Source organism: Jeotgalibacillus malaysiensis, assembly GCF_044789845.1.
GTDB lineage: Bacteria > Bacillota > Bacilli > Bacillales > Jeotgalibacillaceae > Jeotgalibacillus > Jeotgalibacillus malaysiensis_A.
This window is the reverse complement of record NZ_CP085252.1, coordinates 2,129,134-2,153,085: the sequence shown is the minus strand read 5'-3', so window position 1 is coordinate 2,153,085 and position 23,952 is coordinate 2,129,134. Positions and strand designations below refer to the sequence as shown.

At 41.4% G+C, this 23,952-nt stretch carries 27 protein-coding genes; 22 read left to right on the top strand and 5 right to left on the bottom strand.

Annotation, left to right across the window (positions count from 1 at the left end; genetic code table 11):
- Window positions 1-69: 69 nt before the first annotated feature.
- Window positions 70-762 (top strand): YrrS family protein, encoded by a 693-nt coding sequence (locus LG330_RS11655; RefSeq protein ID WP_404404024.1) that lies wholly within the window; start codon window positions 70-72, stop codon window positions 760-762.
- A 155-nt stretch (window positions 763-917) separates the two neighbouring features.
- On the opposite strand, the gene LG330_RS11650 is transcribed toward LG330_RS11655, so the two are convergent.
- Window positions 918-1,118, bottom strand: coding sequence for a YrzA family protein (locus tag LG330_RS11650; protein ID WP_404404022.1), 201 nt, complete (start codon window positions 1,116-1,118; stop codon window positions 918-920).
- A 111-nt stretch (window positions 1,119-1,229) separates the two neighbouring features.
- Here LG330_RS11650 and mtnN point away from each other — a divergent pair, with 111 nt between their 5' ends.
- On the top strand, window positions 1,230-1,922 hold the full coding sequence (gene mtnN, locus LG330_RS11645; protein ID WP_404404020.1) for a 5'-methylthioadenosine/S-adenosylhomocysteine nucleosidase: 693 nt from the start codon (window positions 1,230-1,232) through the stop codon (window positions 1,920-1,922).
- Here mtnN and sigK read toward each other — a convergent pair.
- Window positions 1,919-2,602, bottom strand: a complete 684-nt coding sequence (sigK, locus tag LG330_RS11640; RefSeq protein WP_404409579.1) for an RNA polymerase sporulation sigma factor SigK — start codon at window positions 2,600-2,602, stop codon at window positions 1,919-1,921. The two genes, mtnN and sigK, sit on opposite strands and share 4 nt — an antisense overlap.
- Before the next feature lie 285 nt (window positions 2,603-2,887).
- Window positions 2,888-3,004: a sporulation histidine kinase inhibitor Sda gene (gene sda, locus LG330_RS11635; protein WP_404404018.1), complete on the bottom strand. Its 117-nt coding sequence runs from the start codon at window positions 3,002-3,004 to the stop codon at window positions 2,888-2,890.
- A 287-nt stretch (window positions 3,005-3,291) separates the two neighbouring features.
- Here sda and LG330_RS11630 point away from each other — a divergent pair, with 287 nt between their 5' ends.
- The 11 genes from LG330_RS11630 to LG330_RS11580 all read left to right on the top strand — a co-directional run bounded on the left by LG330_RS11630 (window position 3,292) and on the right by LG330_RS11580 (window position 11,764).
- Complete coding sequence (locus tag LG330_RS11630; RefSeq protein ID WP_404404016.1) at window positions 3,292-3,813, top strand: YqeG family HAD IIIA-type phosphatase; 522 nt, start codon at window positions 3,292-3,294, stop codon at window positions 3,811-3,813.
- Entirely contained in the window at window positions 3,810-4,916 is a 1,107-nt protein-coding gene (gene yqeH, locus LG330_RS11625) for a ribosome biogenesis GTPase YqeH (protein WP_404404014.1), read from the top strand. Before LG330_RS11630 ends, yqeH begins: the two co-directional genes overlap by 4 nt.
- Window positions 4,917-4,935: 19 nt before the next feature.
- Window positions 4,936-5,763, top strand: coding sequence for a shikimate dehydrogenase (aroE, locus tag LG330_RS11620; RefSeq protein ID WP_404404012.1), 828 nt, complete (start codon window positions 4,936-4,938; stop codon window positions 5,761-5,763).
- A 4-nt stretch (window positions 5,764-5,767) separates the two neighbouring features.
- On the top strand, window positions 5,768-6,070 hold the full coding sequence (gene yhbY / locus LG330_RS11615) for a ribosome assembly RNA-binding protein YhbY (protein WP_404404010.1): 303 nt from the start codon (window positions 5,768-5,770) through the stop codon (window positions 6,068-6,070).
- Window positions 6,070-6,642 carry a nicotinate-nucleotide adenylyltransferase gene (locus tag LG330_RS11610; RefSeq protein WP_404404008.1) on the top strand — a complete coding sequence of 191 codons (573 nt, stop codon included), beginning with the start codon at window positions 6,070-6,072 and terminating at the stop codon, window positions 6,640-6,642. Before yhbY ends, LG330_RS11610 begins: the two co-directional genes overlap by 1 nt.
- Window positions 6,632-7,195: a bis(5'-nucleosyl)-tetraphosphatase (symmetrical) YqeK gene (gene yqeK / locus LG330_RS11605; RefSeq protein ID WP_404404006.1), complete on the top strand. Its 564-nt coding sequence runs from the start codon at window positions 6,632-6,634 to the stop codon at window positions 7,193-7,195. Before LG330_RS11610 ends, yqeK begins: the two co-directional genes overlap by 11 nt.
- Window positions 7,196-7,197: 2 nt before the next feature.
- Complete coding sequence (rsfS, locus tag LG330_RS11600) at window positions 7,198-7,554, top strand: ribosome silencing factor (protein WP_404404004.1); 357 nt, start codon at window positions 7,198-7,200, stop codon at window positions 7,552-7,554.
- The gene (locus tag LG330_RS11595) at window positions 7,554-8,297 is read left to right on the top strand and encodes a class I SAM-dependent DNA methyltransferase (protein WP_404404002.1); all 744 of its coding nucleotides are present in this window, start codon (window positions 7,554-7,556) and stop codon (window positions 8,295-8,297) included. Before rsfS ends, LG330_RS11595 begins: the two co-directional genes overlap by 1 nt.
- A gap of 92 nt (window positions 8,298-8,389) precedes the next feature.
- Window positions 8,390-8,983, top strand: a complete 594-nt coding sequence (locus LG330_RS11590) for a helix-hairpin-helix domain-containing protein (protein WP_404404000.1) — start codon at window positions 8,390-8,392, stop codon at window positions 8,981-8,983.
- A 55-nt stretch (window positions 8,984-9,038) separates the two neighbouring features.
- Window positions 9,039-9,518 carry a ComE operon protein 2 gene (locus LG330_RS11585; RefSeq protein ID WP_404403998.1) on the top strand — a complete coding sequence of 160 codons (480 nt, stop codon included), beginning with the start codon at window positions 9,039-9,041 and terminating at the stop codon, window positions 9,516-9,518.
- The gene (locus tag LG330_RS11580) at window positions 9,515-11,764 is read left to right on the top strand and encodes a DNA internalization-related competence protein ComEC/Rec2 (RefSeq protein WP_404403996.1); all 2,250 of its coding nucleotides are present in this window, start codon (window positions 9,515-9,517) and stop codon (window positions 11,762-11,764) included. The genes LG330_RS11585 and LG330_RS11580 overlap by 4 nt, the downstream gene beginning before the upstream one ends.
- Window positions 11,765-11,792: 28 nt before the next feature.
- On the opposite strand, the gene LG330_RS11575 is transcribed toward LG330_RS11580, so the two are convergent.
- Window positions 11,793-11,927, bottom strand: a complete 135-nt coding sequence (locus tag LG330_RS11575) for a YqzM family protein (RefSeq protein ID WP_404403994.1) — start codon at window positions 11,925-11,927, stop codon at window positions 11,793-11,795.
- Between the two features lie 271 nt (window positions 11,928-12,198).
- Between LG330_RS11575 and holA the strand changes: the two genes are divergently transcribed.
- Entirely contained in the window at window positions 12,199-13,227 is a 1,029-nt protein-coding gene (gene holA / locus LG330_RS11570) for a DNA polymerase III subunit delta (RefSeq protein ID WP_404403991.1), read from the top strand.
- Window positions 13,228-13,260: 33 nt separating this feature from the next.
- Here the strand turns inward: holA and rpsT are convergent, their stop codons facing one another.
- The gene (rpsT, locus tag LG330_RS11565) at window positions 13,261-13,515 is read right to left on the bottom strand and encodes a 30S ribosomal protein S20 (RefSeq protein ID WP_041121069.1); all 255 of its coding nucleotides are present in this window, start codon (window positions 13,513-13,515) and stop codon (window positions 13,261-13,263) included.
- Between the two features lie 238 nt (window positions 13,516-13,753).
- Here rpsT and gpr point away from each other — a divergent pair, with 238 nt between their 5' ends.
- The 8 genes from gpr (at window position 13,754) to dnaJ (ending at window position 23,906) form a co-directional block, all read left to right on the top strand.
- Window positions 13,754-14,773: a GPR endopeptidase gene (gpr, locus tag LG330_RS11560; protein WP_404403989.1), complete on the top strand. Its 1,020-nt coding sequence runs from the start codon at window positions 13,754-13,756 to the stop codon at window positions 14,771-14,773.
- A 52-nt stretch (window positions 14,774-14,825) separates the two neighbouring features.
- A complete protein-coding gene (gene spoIIP, locus LG330_RS11555) occupies window positions 14,826-15,884 on the top strand; it encodes a stage II sporulation protein P (protein ID WP_404403987.1) in 1,059 nt (352 codons plus the stop codon).
- Window positions 15,885-15,966: 82 nt separating this feature from the next.
- Entirely contained in the window at window positions 15,967-17,796 is a 1,830-nt protein-coding gene (lepA, locus tag LG330_RS11550) for a translation elongation factor 4 (RefSeq protein WP_404403985.1), read from the top strand.
- Between the two features lie 82 nt (window positions 17,797-17,878).
- Window positions 17,879-19,012 carry a radical SAM family heme chaperone HemW gene (hemW, locus tag LG330_RS11545; RefSeq protein WP_404403983.1) on the top strand — a complete coding sequence of 378 codons (1,134 nt, stop codon included), beginning with the start codon at window positions 17,879-17,881 and terminating at the stop codon, window positions 19,010-19,012.
- Between the two features lie 92 nt (window positions 19,013-19,104).
- Window positions 19,105-20,145, top strand: coding sequence for a heat-inducible transcriptional repressor HrcA (hrcA, locus tag LG330_RS11540; RefSeq protein ID WP_404403981.1), 1,041 nt, complete (start codon window positions 19,105-19,107; stop codon window positions 20,143-20,145).
- Between the two features lie 117 nt (window positions 20,146-20,262).
- Window positions 20,263-20,820, top strand: coding sequence for a nucleotide exchange factor GrpE (gene grpE / locus LG330_RS11535; RefSeq protein ID WP_404403979.1), 558 nt, complete (start codon window positions 20,263-20,265; stop codon window positions 20,818-20,820).
- Window positions 20,821-20,845: 25 nt separating this feature from the next.
- Window positions 20,846-22,672: a molecular chaperone DnaK gene (dnaK, locus tag LG330_RS11530; RefSeq protein WP_404403977.1), complete on the top strand. Its 1,827-nt coding sequence runs from the start codon at window positions 20,846-20,848 to the stop codon at window positions 22,670-22,672.
- 115 nt (window positions 22,673-22,787) lie between these two features.
- The gene (gene dnaJ / locus LG330_RS11525; protein WP_404403975.1) at window positions 22,788-23,906 is read left to right on the top strand and encodes a molecular chaperone DnaJ; all 1,119 of its coding nucleotides are present in this window, start codon (window positions 22,788-22,790) and stop codon (window positions 23,904-23,906) included.
- The last annotated feature ends 46 nt before the right edge of the window (window positions 23,907-23,952 follow it).

Genomic DNA, 23,952 nt, shown 5'->3' with positions numbered 1-23,952 from the left:
GTACTGTTAATCATGATATGCTGGTTTAGATTCCATTCATGAGGGAAGAGTTGAACGAGGAGTGATATGATGAATAGTTCGAGGTCAGATATTCAAAGTAAAAAGCGGAAACAAAATATATTTCTGAATACATCCATTGCAGTTGTATTCCTTTTAATTGCAGGGGTTTCAGCATTTATTTTTCTTGGAGATAATGAAAATCAGGCTGCAGAGACAGAAGAAAAAACAATTGCAGAACAGGTACAGGAAAATGCCGGTGCACAGGATGATAACAGTAATGACACAAATGAGCTGACTGCAAGCGAAATCGATTCTGATGACAGCGAAGGCAATTCTGATGAGGATGCTGAGTCAGAGGAAGCCGCAGCCGATGATGAGAAGAAGAAAAAAGAAGCTGCAGAGAGAAAGAAAAAAGAAGATAAAAAGAAAGAGAATGAGAAAAAAGAAGAGTCAGATACAAATGAAGACTCCGAGCGTCCGTCAGATGGAGAGTTCAAGCCGGTTGGAACCGAACAAACCGGAGAACACGTATCGTCATATGAAGAAGGCAGTGTAGACTGGAATGAGAAATTAAAGGCAGCTGCATATGCAACAGGACTTGATATGAGTACGATGACAGTCTGGTGGGTAGGAAATGATGGCGGCCCACAGAAAGCTAGAGTGGATGTAGCTTCTCCAGGTGCAGGGGCTGCTGAATATCGTGTCCATATGGAGTGGGTCGATCAAAAGGGCTGGAAGCCGGTAAAAGTGGTTGAGTTATAATTGTGTATGAATAAAAAAGTGCTGCGGTGATCAAACCGCAGCACTTTTCTAATGATTTAGGCTTTGTTGAAGTTGGCTGGTGAATTCCGCTTCAGGGGGAGCCCCCTGAAGCGGAATTCACCAGCTGTGCAGAAACAACATAATTTTTAACATAGCTATGATTTAAAATGCACGCTCGCCGTATAATAAGGCTTACCTTCAGGAGAGAATACAGTCTGGTGGCTGACAGCGTGAACACGCAACATAATTGCCTGGTTGTTTTCGATCTGCCTTTGGATCTTTTTTTCAAGCTCCTGCAGGGAATATGCATCAAAAAACTCTATTTTGTCTTTAATTAAATCCAGTTCAAAACCCATCTTAATCCTCCAGCGTTTTTATTCATTATATCACGCCTTCATTGATCTTTTATAGTCACTATGGTAAGTTCATATCAGTTTTGAGATTGAATACAGAAGGCAGGGATTTTGATGAAAATTGGTATTATTGGTGCGATGGAAGAAGAAGTGGAGTTGCTTCGTTCAAGCATGGAAAACGCTGAGACAGAAACAATTGCAAATAGTGAATTCACAACTGGACAATTAAAACAAAAAGAGGTCGTACTCGTCAAAAGCGGAATTGGGAAAGTGAACGCTGCGATGACAACCACCATTTTAATGGAACGCTATCAGCCCGATGTCATCATTAATACAGGATCTGCAGGTGGTTTTGATCCTGCACTGAATGTTGGTGATGTTGTGATATCAAAAGATGTACGTCATCATGATGTAGATGTGACGGCATTTAATTATGAGTATGGACAGGTACCTGGGATGCCGGCAGCCTTTACAGCTGATGATAAGCTTAGAGAAACAGCTTTGAAATGTGCAGAAGCTATTCATGAGATTAAATCTGTCTCCGGTCTGATTGCAACTGGAGATTCATTTATGAACGATCCAAAACGGGTTGAGGCATTACAGGGAAGATTCGAAAATCTGCAGGCGCTGGAGATGGAAGCTGCTGCAATTGCTCAGGTAGCTCATCAATATGAAGTGCCATTTGTTATTATTCGTTCACTTTCTGATATTGCCGGAAAAGAGTCTCACCTATCCTTTGATCAGTATTTAAAAACAGCTGCCGTTAATTCTGCTAACCTGATTATCAAAATTACAGAAGAACTTTAAGTTTCCTCATCGAAATGGTGAAAGAGCTTCATCAGCGCTCTTTTTTCAATACGTGAAACGTAGCTTCTCGAGATGCCGAGCTCTTTGGCAATCTCCCGCTGCGTTTTTTCTTCTTCTCCATTAATGCCAAACCTTGCACTGATCACTTCACGTTCCCGTTCATCAAGCTTTGTAACAAAGCGCCTGATTTTTTCGCCATTCATTTTCTGGGCAATGACCTCGTCTAACTCTTCCTCCTCGCTCTGCAGCACATCGATGAGACTAATGGCATTTCCATCCTTATCCTCACCGATTGGGTCATGGAGTGAGATATCTTTTTTTGTCTTTTTGAGAGACCTGAGAAACATCAGTACTTCATTTTCAATACATCTGGCAGCATATGTTGCCAGTTTTGTCCCTTTATCATATGAGTAACTGTCAATCGCTTTAATTAAGCCGATTGTGCCGATTGATATTAAATCCTCTGTTGTTTCACCGGTATTTTCAAATTTTTTAATGATATGTGCTACTAATCTCAGGTTATGTTCAATTAACAATCTTTTAGCATCATCACTGCCGTTTTGAAGCTCAAGAATCGCTTTTTTTTCATCCTCTTTACTTAAAGGCTCAGGGAAGGCATTTTGCTTAAAATAGCCTGTTAAAGCAGGCAGATCAACGAGAGCGGATAAAATTAAAAAAATTGACAAGCTTTCTCCTCCTTTCACCGGTTATTACACCGTATGAAAAAAAACAGAAAACTTGCCAGTCCCATTAATTCATCTTATATTCAGCAATTGTTTTGCTGATTTTTCCTGACCCTTGGCATTCACTGCATTTTAGCCTCAATACCCGGAGTTTTTTCACAGAGCCGATTCCATGACAGCCTGGACTGATCACAGTTACTCTCATGATAAGTCCTCCTGTTTTGAATTTTCAGTACTCTTTATTTTATTTTACCTGTCAGCATGGAATTAAGCTACGGTGAGTTAATTTTCTTTTTTTGAAATTTCCATTTCAAGTAACTGAAGGAAGTCTTCTGAAAGCTTTTTTTCTTTTGCAGCTTCGTATGCCATGATCAATGCTTCAAGTGATAACTTGTCCATAATCATACCCCTTTCAATGTTCCGTATTTTAAAGGTATCAAAGGAAGCCTGAAAGAACAAGTGTTCTGTTATCCACAGGCAATAGTGAATAACCTGTGTAAAAGTTGTGCATAAAGGTTACATACTTAATAACAGCAGTAATCTTTATGTTTATATAGTTATCCACAGAAAATCTGTGACACGATATTTGTCGAACGAATCTTGTAATGAAATCTGATAAAGATTCATTTTGAACTAACCTGTCAGATGATGTATGATATAGACTTGAAGTGAAGAGGTGGAGAACAATGATAAAACTATTTTTGCCTAATGAATACGTTGATAGCGTGTTTGAGATAACACCTGCAAAATTAAAAGAGCAGGGGATAAAAGCAATTATTACTGATCTGGATAACACTTTAGTAGAGTGGGATCGGAAAAACGCAACACCGAAGCTGATTAAATGGCTCGAAGGCATGCAAAAAGAAGGAATTCTTGTCACGATCGTTTCAAATAACAACCAATTAAGAGTAGGGGCCTTTTCTGATCCAATCGGGGTGCCATTCATTTATCACGCAAGAAAACCGATGGGCCGTGCATTCAGGCAGGCGATTCGAGATATGAACGTAAAGAAAGATGAAACTGTAGTCATTGGTGATCAACTGATGACAGATGTACTGGGCGGCAATTTAAATAAGCTTTATACAATTCTGGTCGTGCCTGTAGCAAAAACTGACGGTTTTTTTACTAAATTCAATCGCATCATTGAGAGAAGACTGCTGAATTTCTTCAAGAGAAAAAACATGATCCAGTGGGAGGACAAAAAGTGAGCGAAGAAAAGTTAACGTGTATTGGCTGTGGAGTTGAAATCCAGACGACCGATAAAGATGGACTTGGATATGCACCCCCTTCAAGCCTTGAAAGAGAACAAATCGTATGTCAGCGCTGCTTTAAGCTGAAGCATTATAACGAAGTCCAGGATGTGGCTTTAACAGATGATGACTTTCTAAAAATACTGAATGGGCTTGGCCAGGCTGATGCACTCATTGTGAAGGTTGTGGACATTTCAGATTTTAACGGCAGTTTTCTGACAGGTCTTCACCGATTCGTAGGAAAAAATCCGGTATTACTGATCGGTAATAAAGCGGATGTGCTTCCTAAATCGGTTAAAACAAACAAACTGATCAACTGGATGAAATATGAGGCAAGCCAAATGGGGCTGAAGCCGGTTGATGTGCTTTTGTGCAGTGCTGATAAAGGGCATCACATTCAGGACGTCCTTCAGGCGATTGACCGCGAACGAAACGGCCGTGATGTTTATGTGGTTGGTTGTACAAATGTCGGCAAATCAACACTAATCAATCGTATTATTAAAGAAGTAAGCGGGGAGCAGGATATTATTACGACTTCCCAGTTCCCTGGGACTACGCTCGATATGATTGAAATTCCACTTGATGATGGTAAAGCGATTATTGATACACCCGGCATTATTAACAGGGATCAAATGGCACACGTCATTAATAAAAAGGATTTGAAAAAAGTCCTGCCTAAAAAGGAATTAAAACCTAAAGTATTTCAGCTGAATGAAGAACAGACTTTATTCATCGCCGGGCTCGCGCGCTTTGACTTCATCAGTGGTGGAAGGAACTCTTTTACATGTTACTTCTCCAATGAACTTGAAATCCATCGGACAAAGCTTGAGAAAGCAGATGAGCTGTATGAGCGTCATGCAGGGGATATGTTATCACCACCTAGAGCAGAGGACCTTGAATCATTTCCTCCATTGAAAAGGCAGGAATTTACGATCAGAGAAGGTAAAACTGATATTGTCTTCTCAGGACTAGGCTGGATTACAATTAATGAGCCTGGTGCAAAAATTGCAGCATATGTACCAAAGGGTGTTAGCGCGATTATCAGAAAGTCGTTAATATAAATAGCAGGAGGAACATTTTATGAAGCTTGCAGTGATTGGCTATCCAATTCGCCATTCGAAATCTCCATTCATGCATAACATCTGGATGAATGAGTTAAATATTGATGGGCAATATGAAGCAATAGAAGTTTCTCCTGATCAGCTTGAACAGCAGATTCATTTCTTTAAGGAAAACAATTATACAGGGTTTAATGTCACCATCCCGCATAAGGAAAATGTCATTCAGCACCTGGATGACATTGATGAAGCAGCAAAAGATCTGGGCGCTGTAAATACTGTACTGATCAAGAACGGAAAATGTACAGGTTATAACACGGATGGGAATGGGTTTTTACAATCCTTATTAACAAAACGCTCTGAGGCGGAAATCAGACAGGCGCGTATATTAATCTTAGGAGCTGGCGGAGCTGCCAAAGGAATCACAGGCTCACTAAAATCCTTTGGAGCGAGCCAGATATCGATCGCTAACCGCACATCTGCAAAAGCTGTATCGCTTGTTGATGCGCTTGGACTCACAGGTGAGGGCATGGACCTGAGTAAAGCGCAAAACCAGCTCCAGGATTATGACATCGTAATTAATACAACATCCGTCGGCATGTTCCCGCACATTCATCAGCTGCCAATTGATACCTCTTTCATGAAAAAAGGGGCACTCGCAGCAGATATCATCTATAATCCTTTAAGGACACAATTTTTATTAAAGGCTGAATCAGCCGGAGCCGATTCGTTAAACGGGATCGGTATGTTTGTCTTTCAGGGTGCGCTTGCTTTTGAAATGTGGACATCAAGAAAGCCGGAGGCAGCTGAGATGATCATAAAAATCACAGATAAAATGAAACAGGAGTGAAAATATGTTAACAGGTAAACAAAAAAGATTTTTACGTGCAGAAGCACATAATCTATCGCCGATCTTTCAGGTAGGTAAAGGCGGCGTAAATGATAATATGATTAAACAGATCTCTGAAGCTTTGGAGGTCAGGGAATTAATTAAAGTCAGCATCCTTCAAAATTGTGAGCAGGATAAAGACGAAGTAGCGAAAGCACTTTCTAAAGGAGCGAAAGCTGAACTTGTTCAATTAATCGGGCATACAATCGTATTATATAAAGAATCTCGTGAGAACAAAAAAATCGAACTGCCGAAAGTGCGAAAGTAATGAAAAAGCGCGTTGGAATCATGGGTGGAACCTTTGACCCTGTCCATATCGCTCATTTAATCATGGCGAACGAAGCTTATCACGCCCTTGGCCTGGATGAAGTGAGGTTCATGCCAAACGCCACACCACCGCATAAAGATATTTCCGGTCAGACAAGCGCCGAAGAAAGGTGCAGACTGATTGAAAAAAGTATAGCTGGTGTTCCTTATTTTAAGCTTGAGCTGACTGAAGTATTAAGAGAAGGAAAATCATTCAGCTTTGATACGATGTCTCAATTTACACATCAGGAGCCGGATACAGATTTCTTCTTCATCATCGGCGGTGATATGATTGAATCATTATCATCGTGGTATCGTATAGAAGAACTGAAAAAAATCATCACGTTTGTAGGTTTCGAAAGACCTGGTTACACAAGTGATCATCAAGAGGACGTCATAATGATTAAAGGCCCCGTAGTAGAGCTTTCTTCTACAATGCTGAGAAAACGGCTGGCGGAAAAGCAGGATTGCAGATTTTTAATTCCTGAAAAAGCCTATACGTATATTTTAGAGGAGGGGCTCTATGAATCTTGAACAGGCTAAACAGATTGTCAAAGACATACTCCCTGAAAAAAGATATATTCATACACTCGGTGTCATCGAAGCTGCATGTTCACTTGCTGAAAAACATGATGCAAGTGTAGAAGATGCAGGTGTCGCTGCTGCACTTCATGACATGGCTAAATTTCATGATAAAAATGAAATGAGAAATGTCATTATTGATCATCAGCTTGATCCCGCGCTGCTGGATTTTCATCATGAACTCTGGCATGCACCTGTTGGCGCAGTTTTTGCCAGGGAAAAGCTCGGTATTTTAAACGAGGATGTACTCAATGCCATCAGGTATCATACGACCGGCAGAACAAATATGAGTAAATTAGAAAAAATTATTTATATTGCCGATTATATAGAACCGGGCAGAACGTTCACCGGTGTAGAGAATGTCCGTGAAGTTGCGGCACAGGATTTGGATAAAGCAATGAAAATCGCATTAAAACAGTCCATTGAATTTTTAATCAATAAAAGCCAGCCGGTGTTTCCTGACACACTCGCAAGCTATAACGAATACGTGCAAAAGGAGAAGTGAGTATGACGAAAGAAAACGAATTATTATCACTTGCATATAACGCGGCTGATGACAAAAGAGCAGAGGATATTGTCGCTTTAAATATGCAGGGGATTTCACTGATTGCAGATTATTTTGTGATCTGCCACGGTAACTCTGATAAACAGGTTCAGGCAATTGCTAAAGAAGTCAAGGACCGCGCTGAAATAGAAGGCTTTAATGTAAAGCGTATGGAAGGTTACGATGAAGCGAGATGGGTTCTTGTGGACCTTGGCAGTGTCATTGTCCATGTGTTCCATCGTGATGAGAGAGATTACTACAAACTTGAAAAGCTTTGGGGAGACGCTCAGATTGAAGATATGACGAGCACCATCAGCTAATGGCTTACGATCAGTTTGCTTATGTCTATGACAGACTAATGAGCGATGTTCCTTATGATGAGTGGATGAGCTTTTTAATCCGCCAGAAAGAAGTATTTAAGGTAGACGGCATGAAACTGCTTGATGTAGGCTGCGGGACTGGTGAATGGACTGTAAAAGCTTCAGTAGCCGGTTTTGAAACGGTCGGGATCGATCTTTCAGAATCCATGCTTTCAATGGCGCAGCAAAAAGCAATGGAAGCGGGGCAGTCGATCAGATTTTTCCAGATGGACATGTCTGAGGCGGAAGATCTTGGTCAATTTGATCTGATTACAATTTTTTGTGATTCGCTGAATTACCTTGAGACTGAAGAAACTGTTCAGGAGACATTTAAAAGAATGTATGATCTGCTCGCATCTGATGGCATTTTTATGTTTGACGTTCACTCTGTGTATAAAGTTAAAGAACTTTTTGCAGGGCAGACTTATTCATACGATGATGGTGAAGCAGCTTATATTTGGAATTCATTTGAAGGAGAATATGAGAACAGTGCTGAGCATGAGCTGACTTTTTTTATTAGGGAAGAGGAAAATCTTTATTCGAGATTTGATGAATTTCATAAGCAGCGAACATTCCCGGTAGAGCAATATAAGAAATGGCTTGTTGAAGCAGGTTTTACAGTGGAGAATATTACCGCTGATTTTAATGAGACAGATCCTCATGAACTAAGCGAGCGTATATTTTTTACATGCACGAAGAGATAACTTTTCGTGTTTTTTATTGACTTTTATTTCTGCCATAATATAATGAATGTAATCTTCTGACAGTCATCTGCTAGATCATGGAGGACTGCATCATGCTACTTTGGTTCAAAACGCATCAAAAACCTCTCTTTGTTTTCATTCCTCTCCTCATACTCTTCTTATTTTTCATGTTTTATCAGACCACTCAAAGTTCTGTTCCTGTTGAAAGTCCGCTCCATGAGAAAAAAAGCCTGATCAATCAAACTGAAGGTGCTTCAGCTGTGTTAGAGGATCCTTTTATATTTGTAGACGTGAAGGGTGAAGTGAAGCATGAAGGCGTCTATGAAATGAAAATTGGAGACAGGGTCATCGATCTGATCCAAAAAGCCGGCGGGGAACTTCCGGAGGCTGACATGGCTGCAGTAAATATGGCACAAAAACTGCAGGATGAAATGGTCATTATGGTCCCTGCAATTTCTTCTGAATTAACAGGAAACCAGCCAGTACAATCTGATACAATAAATATTAATAACGCAACCCAATCAGAGCTTGAAACCATTCCCGGTATCGGTCCGGCCAAAGCGTCGGCTATTATCCAGTACAGGGAAGAGCATGGTCAATTTAAATCGATTGAGGAAATCATGAATATTTCAGGTATTGGCGAAAAAACATTTGAAAAATTGAAAGAGTCGATCAGCACTTATTGATTACAGACTGAAACCGAGCAAAATTAACAGCAGCAGCTGTCAGGAGGCGTTAACGATGAACAGAATTTCCTGGAATCAGTATTTTATGGCACAAAGTCATTTGCTTGCCCTTAGAAGTACCTGTACGAGGCTGACAGTAGGAGCGACGATTGTGCGCGAACAGCGCATTATTGCGGGGGGATATAATGGTTCAATTAAAGGCGGGACACATTGTATTGATGAAGGGTGCTACGTGATTGATAACCACTGCGTCCGTACAATTCATGCTGAAATGAATGCCATTTTACAATGTGCAAAGTTTGGTGCAGCCACTGAAGGTGCCAGTATGTATGTAACACATTTTCCATGTCTGCAATGTACAAAAGCCATCATTCAGGCAGGGATTTCAAAAATCTATTATGCAAGTGATTATAAAAATCATCCGTATGCGATCGAGCTGCTTGAGCAGTCAGGTGTACAAACTGAGTGCGTACCTTTTGACCCGTCATCAATTGAACAGCTTATTTCTCCCGCCGCACAGGGAAGAGTGAATTGAAGCTGATACTCTACAGCGCCCCCGCAGCCCTAGCAGGTGCAGCGGGGGCATATCATTCTGATATGGTCCCCTTTATCATTCTTCTGCTTCTCTATTATTTTCTAAAGTCTTCAAGCATCGTAATTCTCTCTGTATCAATGATGATCTGTATTCTCTTTTATCTCCAGACAGACCATCAGCTTCAAGCGCTTCAAACTTCAATCTCTCCTGAGCAATCTTCTTTATCCCTCAACATTTTAACACCATTTACAGAAGGCGAAAACAAACGGGCGGTTGCCATACATGGTTCAGAAAAACTGATGATCACTATACCTGAGAAGCATCAGGCTCTGATCGATAAAGTGCCGGCTCACAGTAAATGTATCTGGGAGGGCGAACTCATGTCACCGCAACCTGCCGAAAATTTTAATGCATTTGACTATCAACGATATCTATTCTATGAAAATATACATTGGATATTCAGGGTTCATGATTTTAAAAATTGTATTCCTGTAAAAAAGTCATTCTTTTCACTTTTGACTGATTTGCGCGCTAAGGGAACCGCGAGAACAGAAGAGATTTTTCCGGATCACATAAAAGGAATTGCGGGTGCGTTGCTATTTGGAGACAGGGGAATGATGGAAGAGGAACAGATCAGAATGTATCAGCGCTTAGGTGTGATTCATCTCCTCGCCATTTCAGGCATGCATGTTGGAATGATTACTTTCTTTCTTTGGAAAGTCCTTTTAAGAGCAGGGTTGACGAAAGAAACGATCAGAATCAGTCTGTTTATCATTTTACCTTTTTACGCAGTTATGGCTGGTGCCGCATCGCCGGTTTTAAGGGCCGTTGGAATGGTCCTTTTGGGATTAAGTCTCCAATATGTATTTGTCCGTCTGCCGCTGCTTCATATTTTAAGCACCGTGTTTGTAATCCATTTATTTTTGTTTCCACTGGAGCTTGTAAATGCCGGGTTTCAGCTGAGTTATGCAGTCAGTTTTACACTGGCAATTTCTTCCGGGAGGATCTTAAAATATCAAAATAAAATAGTCAGTCTTCTAATGGTTACAACAGTGGCGCAGCTTGGTGCAATGCCAATCATTCTGTGGCATTTTTACGAACTTTCTTTATCCTCCTTATTCATGAATCTGATTTATGTGCCTCTGTATACGCTGGTCATTCTTCCTTCATTTATTTTTATTTATCTCCTGTCATTTATTTCGATGGACGCGGCGATTTATGCAGCAATGATCCCCGCGACTCTTATTGCTCCCGTGGAACACCTCTCAGCGTTGATTTCAGATATTAAACGTTCAGTTCTGATCTCAGGTAAACCACCTACCCTCAAATTGATCATATTAAGTGCCGGATTAATCGTGATGCTAAGTTTGTTCGAAAAAGCCAGATTCAAGCTCTCAGGATGTTGTCTGATTGTACTGATTGCATATATGCTCGGTTCGCCTTATTTGAATCCGAAAGGAAGCATTACGTTTATCAGCGTAGGGCAGGGTGATAGCATTCTAATCCAGCTTCCGTTTAATCGGGGAAATTATCTGATTGACACAGGTGGTCAGGTTCATTTCGGAGAAGCTGACGATCGTTTTTCTGTTGGTGAAAAAATTGTACTGCCTTATTTAAAAAGTATGGGCATCTCCACAATTGACCTGCTGATATTGACACATCATGACTGGGATCATATTGGCGGGGCACAGGATTTATTAAAGGAACTGTTCATAAAAGAAGTGTGGACAAGTGAAGGATCTGCTGATAAGGAGGAAATGAAGACTTTACTGGAAGCATTCGTGCAGGAAGGAACGCCTGTTAAAGAAATAACAGAGACTGCAACCTGGGAGGTGGGGGGAAATAAATTTAAATTGATCACACCGGATGATCATCTTGAAGGGAATAATGCATCCTTAGTTTTGCAGGCCGATATGGGTGGGAAGAAGTGGCTCTTTACTGGAGATATAGAAAAAGAAACTGAAGAAGGGATGTCAAGTGAATTTGAAGATATCGACGTTCTGAAGGTAGCGCATCATGGAAGTAAGTCTTCTTCCACACAAGCGTTTTTAGATATTGCAAAACCGGAATTTGCCATCATTTCAGCAGGTAAGAATAACGTGTATGGTCATCCGCATCCTGATGTAATTAAAAGACTGGAGGGGACTGAAGTATACATTACTTCCGTGAATGGTGCTGTCAGGTATACCTTTACAGAGGGTGATGGCACTTTTGAGGTTGCAACACCATATAATATTGAAAAATAAAAAGAGCCCTGAAGGCTCTTTAAAAAAGTTAGGATCCCACGACTGAGATGATTGTTCCAACTGTGAATAATGCAGCGAAAAATCCAAATGATACAATAAATGCTACGCCGGAATCAATCAGGTCGTTTCGTTTCGATTGAACATTTTGTTCGAATTCATTCATGGTTACCCCTCCTATATACATTTTCAGTATAGTGCATCGTTTTAGAAAAATCCATAGTTACCATTTAAAATCTCTTACATTCAACAGCTTATCACAAATAATTCATAAATTGATACAAATACTACGCACAAACAACTGAAAAGGCGGTGACCCGGGCCCGGCTTTTCAGTGTTTATATAAGGCAGATCCGCTCTGCCCTTTCCACTGTTGTATAGGGAGTGAGATTTCCTATACAATAGTGGTGATACATATAAAAGTGAGGCGGATTTATTTGATAATTAAAGAATGGAACGCAATAAAAAAAGGACAGCTTGCGCCTGTTTATTTATTGTACGGAGAAGAAGAATATCTGCTTCATGAGACGAAACAGCTGTTAATTCAGCATGTGATTTCAGAAGAAGAAATGGATTTTAATTTCTCTCTTCATGATCTGGCGGATGAAGCCAGCCTTGAAGCTGCGATAGAAGATGCAGAATCTTTTCCTTTTATGGGTGAAAAACGTCTGGTTTTTATTGAAGGCGCTATGTTTTTTACTGCTGAAAAGAAAAAGGAATCCAAACAACAGTCAACTGATGTTCTTGAAGCTTACCTTGCGTCACCTGCACCTTATACAGTGCTCGTTATTCATGTCCCATCAGAAAAACTGGATGAACGGAAAAAGATTACAAAGCTGACGAAAAAAAATGCTACAGTCATTGAAGCCAAAAAATTAACGGTAAATGATATTAAAGGGTGGATTAAAAGTAAGGTTGCGGACCACCGGCTTCAGATTGAAGATGAAGCGGTTGAAAAACTTACGGTGCTCGCGGGAACCAATCTCTTTATGCTTGCAGGGGAAATCGAAAAGCTTTCGTTATATGCTGGCGGCTCAGATATGATCAGGCATGAGGATGTGGTACTTCTAACACCTAAGTCTGTAGAGAATAATGTGTTTGATTTAATTGAGTTCACATTGAATGGACGCACAGGGAATGCGATTGAACTGTACCATGACCTGATCAGGCAAAAAGAGGAGCCTTTAAAGCTGCTGGCGCTGCTTAGCGGTCAGTTCAGGCTGATCTACCAGGTGAAAAATATGAGCGGCAAAGGGTTCAGTCAGCAGCAGATTGCTTCAAGACTAAAGGTTCATCCGTTCAGAGTGAAGCTTGCCGGTCAGCACGCCACAAAGCTGTCGACCAATCATCTTAAGATAATTATGCTTGAGCTTGCTGAATGTGATCTTTCACTAAAATCATCCTCAGGAAAAAAAGAGATGATACTTGAAATGTTTCTGACAAAACTCCCGGCACTCAGCCGATAAAAAAAGCCGATGCATGCAGCATCGGCTTAAATATTATGCGTTAAGCTTTTTCGTAAGACGAGACTTTTGACGGTCTGCGTTGTTTTTGTGAATAAGCCCTTTTTGTGCAGCTTTGTCAAGCTGTTTTACAGCTGATGAAAGCAATTCTGTCTTGTTGTCAGAATCGTTCTGAACAGCAGTTTCGAAACGCTTGATCGCTGTACGCATAGATGATTTTTGCTGAATGTTCGCTTCGTTGCGAGCAGCATTTGTCTTTGTGCGTTTGATAGCAGATTTAATGTTTGGCATTTATGTCACCTCCCGAACTGAATCGAGGACTTTTAAAAACTCGATTAACATGATTCACGCCATTTACGGCATACGGTTTCTCGTAAGGAACCGGTTAGATTCAATTACATAAGAACAAGGGATATTTTATCAAACGGACAAAGAGATTGCAATAGTAGTGAAAATAAATATTTGGATAAGCGTATAGAACACGAGCATTGAAACATCCTAAATAAAAATGCTGATGGGAGTTGACATGATGGCTTTTCGAACAGATCTTGCGCTTGAGGCTTATGAAGCTCTTTCTGCAGAGAAGGAATATGAGCTGATTGTTGAAGAGGAAGAGATCAATGAATTTAAGTTAAAGAAAATAAATGTCGATCAGGCTGCATCGGCTTTTACAGGAAAGAAAGCAGGAGATTACTGGACATTTGAAGCACCACAGTTGAGAACACAAAATGAGGAGTGGGTGGAAAAAGCATCTACAGCTTTATCACATGTCATCAGATCTTTTCTTCAAAAACAGCAAATCAGTGAAGAAGCACCGGTACTCATTGCGGGGCTCGGAAATTGGCAGATTACCCCCGATGCGCTTGGTCCGGACGTTTGCAGGAAGGTTTTTGTCACCAATCATTTATTTGAAGTTGAACCAAAGGCAGTCGAGGGGTTCAGAAGAACGGCAGCCCTTGCGCCAGGTGTTATGGGGCTTACAGGAATGGAAACCGCTGCAACGCTGAAAGGTGTGATTGAGCAGTATAAGCCGGGAGCAGTTATAATTATTGATGCGCTCGCAGCCAGATCCGCTTCAAGACTTCACACAACAGTTCAGATATCATCAGCCGGCATAAATCCCGGGGCTGGCGTCGGGAACAATCGGCAGGAGATCAGCAGTGAGCTTTTCGGGGTTCCTGTTATTGCAATCGGTATACCAACAGTCGTTGATGCTGCTTCAATTACCCATGACGCACTTGGATATTTTGAAAAAACGATGAAAATGAAGAGTAAGAAACAGCAGCCATCCTCACTTTTAATGACAAAGCCGTCAATTGAAGAGCTAGATAAAAATGAAGCGGATCCCCTGGAGAAAAGTGCGTACCTTGGGTTAATCGGTGAATTATCTGATGAGGAAAAACAGCAGCTCTTTACAGAAATCCTTTCTCCGATCGGGCAGAATCTGATTGTAACACCGAAAGAAACAGACCTTTATATTAAACAGGCGTCAGATATGCTCGCTTCTGCAATTGATCACGCACTGCATCATCCTGAAGAAACGTTCTGAATAAAAATTGTTTGCATATACTGCAAAAAGATTTCAATCAGGAGGTGGCCTGTTGAAAAAGACGCAGACTATGCATTCAGTCAATTTATTCCTAAAAACATTTCTCCTGCTTATATCTGTTATGGCGGCAGGGCTTTACCTTCCAAATGTAAAACAGGGAATCACTGACTTTTCATTTGCATTACCGGAAGAGCTGCCGCTAAGTACTACATATCTGATGTTACAAACTGAGTATGCCTACCTGACACCACAGGATGAATTGAAAGCAATATGGGATGCATTATCGGATACGGTATTTGATCCTGTGAACTGGCTTGCAATGGAGGGTTTCAATCATGAAGTTGCTGCGAATGAATTTCCTGCACCTTCTGAATCTGTCCCCCCGACAGAATGGTTTTTCAGCGGTGAAGAAGGAGAAGCGGTCGAGGTAAACCAGGCACCCATTACAGAAGATGACTCAGCGAACCCGCGTGTGTTTATATACTTTACCCATTCAAGAGAGTCTTTCCTGCCCTATTTACCAGATACGAAAGACCCTAACCTGGCTCATCATTCAAAAGTGAATATCACTCAGACAGGGCAATATTTTAAACAGTCATTTCACCAGAAAGGAATTCCGGTGAAAGTTGATTCGACTGATGTAATGGCAAAGTTAAAGGAAAGCGGCAGAGACTACTGGCAGGCTTATGATGCATCAAAAAATATCGTACAGGAAGCAATGAGTACGAATGATACATTGGAATATTTTATTGATGTTCACAGAGATTCTGTCAGACGTGAGGCAACCACGCTTCAATCTGATGGTCAGACCTATGCCAAAGTTGCTTTCGTTGTAGGAGGAGAGCATGAGGGTAGTAAAGAAAATGCATTACTTGCTGAGGAACTTCATAAAAGGCTGAATGAGCTTGTTCCCGGCATTTCACGTGGTGTGTATATTAAGAAAGGGGAACACACAAACGGAAAATTTAATCAGGATTTGTCCCCAAGGTCCATTTTACTTGAGCTTGGCGGAGTAGATAATAAGTTTGAAGAACTAGAAGCAACAACGGAAATTTTTACACAGGTAATGGCTGAATATATGCTCGATGCTGAACCGGTCAGTGCCCCTTAAAGTGTGCGATTGAAACACGCCTGTTTAACTGTTATACTTTACGCTAGTACAATTGCGTCTTAAAAACAGGAGTGGACACGAAATGAACCAGGAACAGCGTTTAAATAGACAGAAAAACATTAGAAACTTTTCAATCATTGCCCACATTGATCACGGGAAGTCAACACTTGCTGACCGGATTCTGGAGCAGACGAAAGCACTGACGGCCCGTGAGATGAAAGCGCAGCTGCTTGATTCAATGGATCTTGAAAGAGAGCGCGGAATAACAATTAAACTAAATGCAGTGCAGTTGAAATATCAGGCAAAAGATGGTGAAGAATATACTTTTCATCTGATTGACACACCTGGACATGTCGATTTCACATATGAAGTATCAAGAAGTCTTGCTGCATGTGAAGGAGCGATTCTTGTTGTGGATGCAGCTCAGGGGATCGAAGCACAGACGCTCGCCAACGTATATCTGGCGCTTGATAATGAACTTGAAATTCTGCCGGTTATTAACAAAATTGATTTACCAGCAGCAGATCCCGAGCGTGTTCGCCAGGAAGTTGAGGATGTAATTGGTCTCGATGCTTCAGATGCAGTGCTTGCATCAGCTAAAGCGGGTATCGGTATTGAAGATATATTAGAACAGATCGTTGAAAAAGTACCAGCACCTCAGGGTAACCCGGATGCACCTTTAAAAGCACTGATTTTCGACTCTCTCTATGATCCTTACAGAGGTGTAGTCGCTTATATCAGAATCGTTGAAGGCCGCGTGAAGCCAGGAGATAAAATCCGCATGATGGCTACCGGTAAAGAATTTGAAGTGAATGAGATTGGTGTATTTACACCAAAAGCAACTCCGCAGGATGAATTGACTGTAGGGGATGTAGGATACCTGACTGCAGCGATTAAAAATGTCAGCGACACACGTGTAGGTGACACGATTACAAGCGCAGTCACTCCTACTGAAGAAGCACTGCCCGGTTACCGCAAAATGAACCCGATGGTATATTGCGGTCTTTACCCGATCGACACTGCAAAATATGTTGATCTTCGTGATGCTCTTGAAAAACTCGAACTGAATGATTCGGCACTGCAATATGAAGCTGAAACCTCGCAGGCGCTTGGATTCGGTTTCCGCTGCGGGTTCCTTGGACTTCTGCACATGGAGATCATTCAGGAGCGAATCGAACGTGAATTTAATATTGATCTGATTACAACTGCACCGAGTGTAATTTATGACGTTTATCTTGAAGACGGCAGCCACGTAAAAGTGGACAACCCTGCAGCAATGCCTGATGCACAATCTGTTCATCACGTGGAAGAGCCGTATGTTAAAGCAACAATCATGGTCCCTAACGATTATGTTGGTCCTGTTATGGAGCTTTCACAGGCAAAGCGTGGTAATTTTATCGATATGAAATACATGGACGAATCCCGTGTAAACGTCGTATATGAAATTCCTCTTGCTGAAATTGTGTATGATTTCTTTGATCAGCTGAAATCGAGCACAAAAGGATATGCCTCATTTGATTATGAGCTAATCGGATACCATGAATCTAAGCTGGTTAAAATGGATATTCTTCTAAATGCTGAAAAGGTTGATGCGCTGAGCTTTATCGTTCATAAGGATTTTGCCTACGAACGCGGTAAGCTGATTGTTGAAAAGCTGAAGAAATTAATTCCACGCCAGCAGTTCGAGGTACCTGTACAGGCAGCTATCGGAAATAAAATCATTGCCAGATCATCTATTAAAGCGATTCGTAAAAACGTACTTGCTAAATGCTATGGCGGAGATATTTCACGTAAGCGTAAGCTGCTTGAAAAACAAAAGGCCGGTAAGAAACGTATGAAGATGGTCGGCTCAGTTGAAGTCCCTCAGGAAGCGTTTATGGCTGTCCTGCAGATGGATGAAGGCGAAAAATAATTTTGATACATCAGAATGGGGAGCGGGTTCTGCTTACGGCAGGAAACGTCCCTTTTTCTATGTTAAAGAAATGAGGAAAGACATGACATCTGCAGTATATATACACATTCCATTTTGTCACCATATATGTCACTACTGTGATTTTAATAAAGTGTTTATGAAAAATCAGCCGGTTGATTTGTATATTGATATGCTGATACAGGAAATGAAAACAGTGCATACAGGCTCTGAACCGATGAAAAGTATTTTTGTCGGAGGAGGCACACCTACCGCATTATCTGCTGAACAGCTAAAAAAACTGTGCGAAGGAATTCAGTCAACCTTCCGGATCACAGAAGAAACCGAGTATACGTTTGAAGCAAACCCGGGCGATCTCAGTAAAGATAAAATTAGTGTCCTGAAAGCCTCAGGGGTGAACAGACTCAGCTTTGGCGTGCAGTCATTTAACGACCGGCTGCTCGAGAAAATCGGAAGAAATCACCGCGCTGATGATGTGTACCGCTCGGTAAGAGAAGCGCAGGAAGGAGGCTTTAGTAACATCAGTATTGATCTGATCTATGCGCTACCTGAACAAACGCTCGAAGATTTCGAAGATACAATCGATCGTGCGCTCGAGCTCGATCTGCCTCATTACTCTGGCTACTCACTGATTGTAGAACCGAAAACCGTGTTTTATAATCTGATGAGAAAAGGGCGACTGCCACTCCCGGGTGAAGATACTGAAGCAGCCATGTATGATTTGCTCATGGAAAAAATGGCAGCGAAAGGGCTTCATCAATATGAAATAAGCAACTTTGCCAAACCCGGTCACGAAAGTCTTCATAACCTAACCTACTGGGAGAATGAAAGCTACTACGGTTTTGGTGCAGGCGCACACGGATATGTGAATGGCATCAGATACTCAAATATCGGACCCGTATCCAAATACATTCAAACTCTTAAAGACGGAAATTTACCCGTTTTTCATGAAGCGGAGGTTACGCTTTATGAAAAGATGGAAGAAGAGATGTTCCTCGGTTTAAGAAAAACAGATGGCGTATCAATTTCGCACTTCAAACAAAAGTTCGATGTTGAACTGATGGATATATTTGATGCACCGGTTAAAAACATGACTGAAAGAAAACTCTTGGTAGCTGAAAACGACCGCATCAGATTAACCCGGGAAGGGCGGTTTCTCGGAAATGAAGTTTTTCAATCATTTCTTGGATTAAATTAATGCATAGTCGTTGACAGTAAAATCATCATTTGATAACTTAAGAATTAGATTTAGCACTCGTGATAAGTGAGTGCTAACAGGGGTGATAAAAGATGCTAACAGATCGGCAATTACTTATTCTTCAAGTGATTATTGATGATTTTATTCGCTCTGCCCAGCCGGTAGGTTCGAGAAGCCTGTCCAAAAAAGTTGAGATTCCTTTCAGCTCGGCTACAATCCGAAATGAAATGTACGATCTTGAAGAAATGGGACTGTTAGAAAAAACCCATACTTCATCAGGGCGTATTCCTTCAGAGAAAGGCTATCGTTTTTATGTGGATCATCTGCTCTCACCGCAGGCTTTAAAGAAAAAAGATATGTCTCAGATACAATCTATCTTTGCAGACAGAATTCTTGAAATTGAAAACGTCGTTCAGCGTTCAGCTGAAATACTGTCGCAAATGACAAATTATACTTCAATTGTGCTCGGTCCAGATCATCAGGATAATAAAGTGAAAAGTGTACAGATTATTCCGCTGAATCAGGATAGCGCAATAGCCATTATCGTGACAGATACCGGGCATGTTGAAAACAAACGATTTACCATTCCGCCCGGTTTGAACCCTGAGGATATTGAACAGATGGTTAAGATACTGAATGATAAGCTGACAGGCACACCGCTTGCAGAGCTTCATGACAAAATGTATAAAGAAGTCGCATTATTTCTGAAGCGTCATATAGCGAACTATGATCTGATGATTGAAGCATTTGCGCAAATCATGAACATACCGGTCTATGACAAACTGTTTTTCGGCGGGAAAATGAATATGCTGAATCAGCCTGAATTTAATGATATTGATAAGCTCAGAATGTTGATGGATGTCATTGATAAGGAAGATTATTTATATCCGCTTATTAAAGAGAACAGTGGCTCAGGCATTCAGATCAGGATTGGCAAGGAAAATAATAATGAAGCTTTGAAAGACGTTTCCCTGATCACAGCATCCTTTCCGGTTATCGGAGGACAAAGCGGCTCACTAGCCATTCTTGGTCCCACAAGGATGGAATATTCCCGTGTGATCAGCCTGCTGAATGTTATTAGCATGGACCTGTCTAAAGCATTGTCACATTTTTATGATTCAGATGAAAATTGATGCCTGTCGGGGATTTTACCCTGGCAGTGCATTTTACTGAGCGGGTCTGGATCGTTCTTTAATCCGGGCGTTTAGCGAAGGTGAAAAAGGGAAAGCATTTCAAGGAGGTGAAAGATCGTGTCAGAAAAAGATGTACAACATGAAACAACAGAAGAGGTAAAAAATGAAGCGGTTGAAGAAACTGAGGAGACTGCAGATCAGGCAGTTGATCAGGAGGAATCAGTTGAAGCTCAAGAAGTTAACTGGCAGCAAAAAGCTGAGGAAGCTGAAGATAAGTATTTACGTCTTCACGCTGAATTTAATAACTACAGACGCCGTATTCAAAAAGAAAATGAAACATTACAAAAGTATCGTGCTCAAAATATAGTGACAGGCATATTACCTGCACTGGATAATTTTGAACGCGCGCTTAATATAGAGACTTCAAATGATGAATCTGCATCACTGTTAAAAGGTATGCAGATGGTTCACTCAAGCCTTTTAGAAGCGCTTAAGGCTGAGGGTGTTGAAATTATTGAGTCAACAGGTCAGCAATTTGACCCGAACCTTCATCAGGCAGTGATGCAAGTTTCTGAAGAAGGATATGAATCAAATACAGTCATTGAAGAACTCCAAAAAGGCTATAAACTGAAGGACCGTGTGATCCGTCCTTCAATGGTAAAAGTAAACGAATAATTGTATTTGGGAGGATGATGTTAAAATGAGTAAGATTATTGGAATTGACTTAGGTACAACAAATTCATGTGTCGCTGTACTTGAAGGCGGAGAAGCAAAAGTAATTGCGAACCCTGAAGGTAACCGTACATCACCATCAGTTGTATCATTTAAAAATGGTGAAATGCAGGTTGGGGAAGTAGCTAAGCGTCAGGCAATTACAAACCCTAACACAATCATGTCTGTAAAAAGACATATGGGTACAGACCACAAAGTAGAAGCAGAAGGCAAAGAGTATTCACCTCAGGAAATTTCTGCAATGATTTTACAATACTTAAAAGGATATGCTGAAAGCTACCTTGGCGAAGAAGTAACTAAAGCGGTTGTTACTGTTCCGGCATATTTCAATGATGCTGAGCGCCAGGCGACTAAAGACGCTGGTAAAATTGCAGGTCTTGAAGTAGAGCGTATTATTAACGAGCCAACTGCAGCAGCACTTGCATACGGTCTTGACAAGATGGACGAAGATCAGACGATTCTTGTATATGACCTTGGTGGCGGTACATTTGACGTATCAATTCTTGAGCTTGGTGATGGTGTATTTGAAGTGCGCTCAACTGCCGGTGATAACCGTCTTGGTGGTGACGACTTTGACCAGGTCATCATTGATCACCTTGTAGCAGAATTTAAAAAAGAAAACAGCATTGACCTTTCAAAGGATAAAATGGCACTTCAGCGTTTGAAAGATGCAGCTGAAAAAGCGAAGAAGGACCTTTCAGGTGTCACTTCAACACAGATTTCACTGCCATTTATTACAGCCGGGGAAGCAGGACCGCTTCACCTTGAAATGAACCTGTCTCGTGCGAAGTTTGAAGACCTTGCTTCTTCATTAATCGAGCGTACAATGGGACCAACCCGTCAGGCAATTAAAGATGCAGGTATGTCTGCTTCTGAAATTGATAAAGTAATTCTAGTAGGTGGATCTACACGTATCCCTGCTGTTCAGGAAGCAATTAAGAAAGAAACAGGTAAAGAACCTTCAAAAGGCGTTAACCCTGATGAAGTTGTTGCAATGGGTGCAGCAATCCAGGGTGGTGTACTGACAGGAGACGTTAAAGATGTTGTTCTTCTTGACGTAACACCATTATCACTTGGAATCGAAACAATGGGTGGCGTATCCACAGTTCTTATTGAACGTAATACAACAATCCCGACATCTAAATCACAGACTTTCTCTACTGCGGCTGATAACCAGAACGCAGTTGATATCCACGTGCTTCAGGGTGAACGACCAATGGCAGCGGATAACAAAACACTTGGGCGTTTCCAGCTTGGAGATATCCCGCCTGCACCACGTGGCGTGCCACAGATCGAAGTAACATTTGATATCGACAAAAACGGTATTGTAAATGTAAGTGCAAAAGATCTTGGTACTGGTAAAGAGCAGAAGATCACGATTAAATCTTCTACTTCTCTATCAGATGAAGATATCGAACGTATGGTAAAAGAAGCTGAGGAAAATGCTGAAGCGGATAAAAAGCGTAAAGAAGAAGCGGAAGTTCGCAATGAAGCTGATCAGCTGGTATTCCAGACAGATAAAACATTATCTGATCTTGGAGAAAAAGTTGATGAAGAAGAAAAGAAAAAAGCTGAAGCAGCACGCGATGAGCTGAAAGAAGCAATTGAAAAGAAAGAACTTGAAGAAATTAAAACGAAGAAAGACGCACTTCAGGAAATTCTACAGGCACTTTCAATGAAGCTTTATGAAGAAGCTGCACAGCAAGCTGAAGCAGAGCAGCAGGCTGAAGGCGGAAAGCCTGAAGACGATGTTGTTGACGCAGACTTTGAAGAGGTTGACGACGAGAAGAAATAATAGCACAAGCGGAAAAAGTCAAAGTCACGGTACTTTGGCTTTTTCTTTGCCATTGCAAGGGCAGCAGGAAAAATGCTAAAATAACCTTTATGCAAAAGGACCGGGGAGTGGAATCATGAGTAAACGAGATTACTACGAAGTACTTGGACTATCAGAAGGTGCTTCTAAAGATGAAATCAAAAAAGCTTACAGAAAGCTTTCAAAAAAATATCATCCGGACATTAATAAAGATGAAGATGCAGGCGACAAGTTTAAAGAAGTAAAAGAAGCCTATGAAGTATTAAGTGATGACCAAAAGCGTGCACATTATGATCAATTCGGTCATACCGACCCGAATCAGGGCTTTGGCGGCGGTGCAGGCTTCGACGGCTTCGGCGGATTTGAAGATATTTTCAGTTCGTTCTTTGGCGGTGGCGGCAGAAGACGTGACCCGAATGCACCAAGACAGGGGAATGATCTTCAATACACAATGACAATCCAATTTGAAGAAGCAGTGTTCGGAAAAGAAACAGATATTGAAATTCCAAAAGAGGAACAATGTGAAACATGTGGCGGAGATGGTGCGAAGCCAGGCACAACGCCTGAAACATGTCATTATTGTAACGGTTCAGGTCAGCTGAACGTTGAACAGCAGACCCCATTTGGCCGTATTGTGAATCGCAGAGTGTGTCATCATTGTGAAGGTTCAGGCAAGCTTGTGAAAGATAAGTGTACAACTTGTGGCGGTAATGGAAAAGTGAAGAAGCGCAAGAAAATTCATGTGAAAATTCCTGCCGGTGTTGATGATGGTCAGCAGATGAGAGTTGCAGGTCAGGGTGAACCCGGTTTTAACGGCGGACCTCCAGGAGATCTGTATGTTGTTTTCCGCGTGAGAGCGCATGAAATTTTTGAACGTGAAGGAGACGATATCTTCCTTGATATGCCGATTACTTTTGTCCAGGCGGCACTTGGAGATGAGCTTGAAGTACCTACTGTTCACGGCAAAGTAAAATGGAAGCTGCCGGCAGGTACTCAGTCAGGAACAACTTTCCGGATGAAAGGTAAAGGTGTTAAAAATGTTCATGGCTATGGACAGGGAGATCAGCAGATCCGTGTAAAAGTCATTACACCGAAAAAGCTCACAGACAGACAAAAGACGCTGCTCCGTGAATTTGCAGAGATCAGCGGAGATGTGCCTGATGAACAGCACGACAACTTCTTTGAAAAAGTAAAACGCGCATTCAAAGGTGAATAATAAAATATGAACTGTCGGGGCAGCCGCCCTGACAGCCTGAAGTGAA

Bases quoted from the DNA above. Each gene is read 5' to 3' on its own strand.
- LG330_RS11655 (WP_404404024.1), top strand. From the start codon at position 70: ATGAATAGTTCGAGGTCAGATATTCAAAGTAAAAAGCGGAAACAAAAT.
- LG330_RS11650 (WP_404404022.1), bottom strand. From the start codon at position 1,118: ATGGGTTTTGAACTGGATTTAATTAAAGACAAAATAGAGTTTTTTGAT.
- mtnN (WP_404404020.1), top strand. From the start codon at position 1,230: ATGAAAATTGGTATTATTGGTGCGATGGAAGAAGAAGTGGAGTTGCTT.
- sda (WP_404404018.1), bottom strand. From the start codon at position 3,004: ATGGACAAGTTATCACTTGAAGCATTGATCATGGCATACGAAGCTGCA.
- LG330_RS11630 (WP_404404016.1), top strand. From the start codon at position 3,292: ATGATAAAACTATTTTTGCCTAATGAATACGTTGATAGCGTGTTTGAG.
- aroE (WP_404404012.1), top strand. From the start codon at position 4,936: ATGAAGCTTGCAGTGATTGGCTATCCAATTCGCCATTCGAAATCTCCA.
- yhbY (WP_404404010.1), top strand. From the start codon at position 5,768: ATGTTAACAGGTAAACAAAAAAGATTTTTACGTGCAGAAGCACATAAT.
- LG330_RS11610 (WP_404404008.1), top strand. From the start codon at position 6,070: ATGAAAAAGCGCGTTGGAATCATGGGTGGAACCTTTGACCCTGTCCAT.
- yqeK (WP_404404006.1), top strand. From the start codon at position 6,632: ATGAATCTTGAACAGGCTAAACAGATTGTCAAAGACATACTCCCTGAA.
- rsfS (WP_404404004.1), top strand. From the start codon at position 7,198: ATGACGAAAGAAAACGAATTATTATCACTTGCATATAACGCGGCTGAT.
- LG330_RS11595 (WP_404404002.1), top strand. From the start codon at position 7,554: ATGGCTTACGATCAGTTTGCTTATGTCTATGACAGACTAATGAGCGAT.
- LG330_RS11590 (WP_404404000.1), top strand. From the start codon at position 8,390: ATGCTACTTTGGTTCAAAACGCATCAAAAACCTCTCTTTGTTTTCATT.
- LG330_RS11585 (WP_404403998.1), top strand. From the start codon at position 9,039: ATGAACAGAATTTCCTGGAATCAGTATTTTATGGCACAAAGTCATTTG.
- LG330_RS11575 (WP_404403994.1), bottom strand. From the start codon at position 11,927: ATGAATGAATTCGAACAAAATGTTCAATCGAAACGAAACGACCTGATT.
- rpsT (WP_041121069.1), bottom strand. From the start codon at position 13,515: ATGCCAAACATTAAATCTGCTATCAAACGCACAAAGACAAATGCTGCT.
- gpr (WP_404403989.1), top strand. From the start codon at position 13,754: ATGGCTTTTCGAACAGATCTTGCGCTTGAGGCTTATGAAGCTCTTTCT.
- lepA (WP_404403985.1), top strand. From the start codon at position 15,967: ATGAACCAGGAACAGCGTTTAAATAGACAGAAAAACATTAGAAACTTT.
- hemW (WP_404403983.1), top strand. From the start codon at position 17,879: ATGACATCTGCAGTATATATACACATTCCATTTTGTCACCATATATGT.
- hrcA (WP_404403981.1), top strand. From the start codon at position 19,105: ATGCTAACAGATCGGCAATTACTTATTCTTCAAGTGATTATTGATGAT.
- dnaK (WP_404403977.1), top strand. From the start codon at position 20,846: ATGAGTAAGATTATTGGAATTGACTTAGGTACAACAAATTCATGTGTC.
- dnaJ (WP_404403975.1), top strand. From the start codon at position 22,788: ATGAGTAAACGAGATTACTACGAAGTACTTGGACTATCAGAAGGTGCT.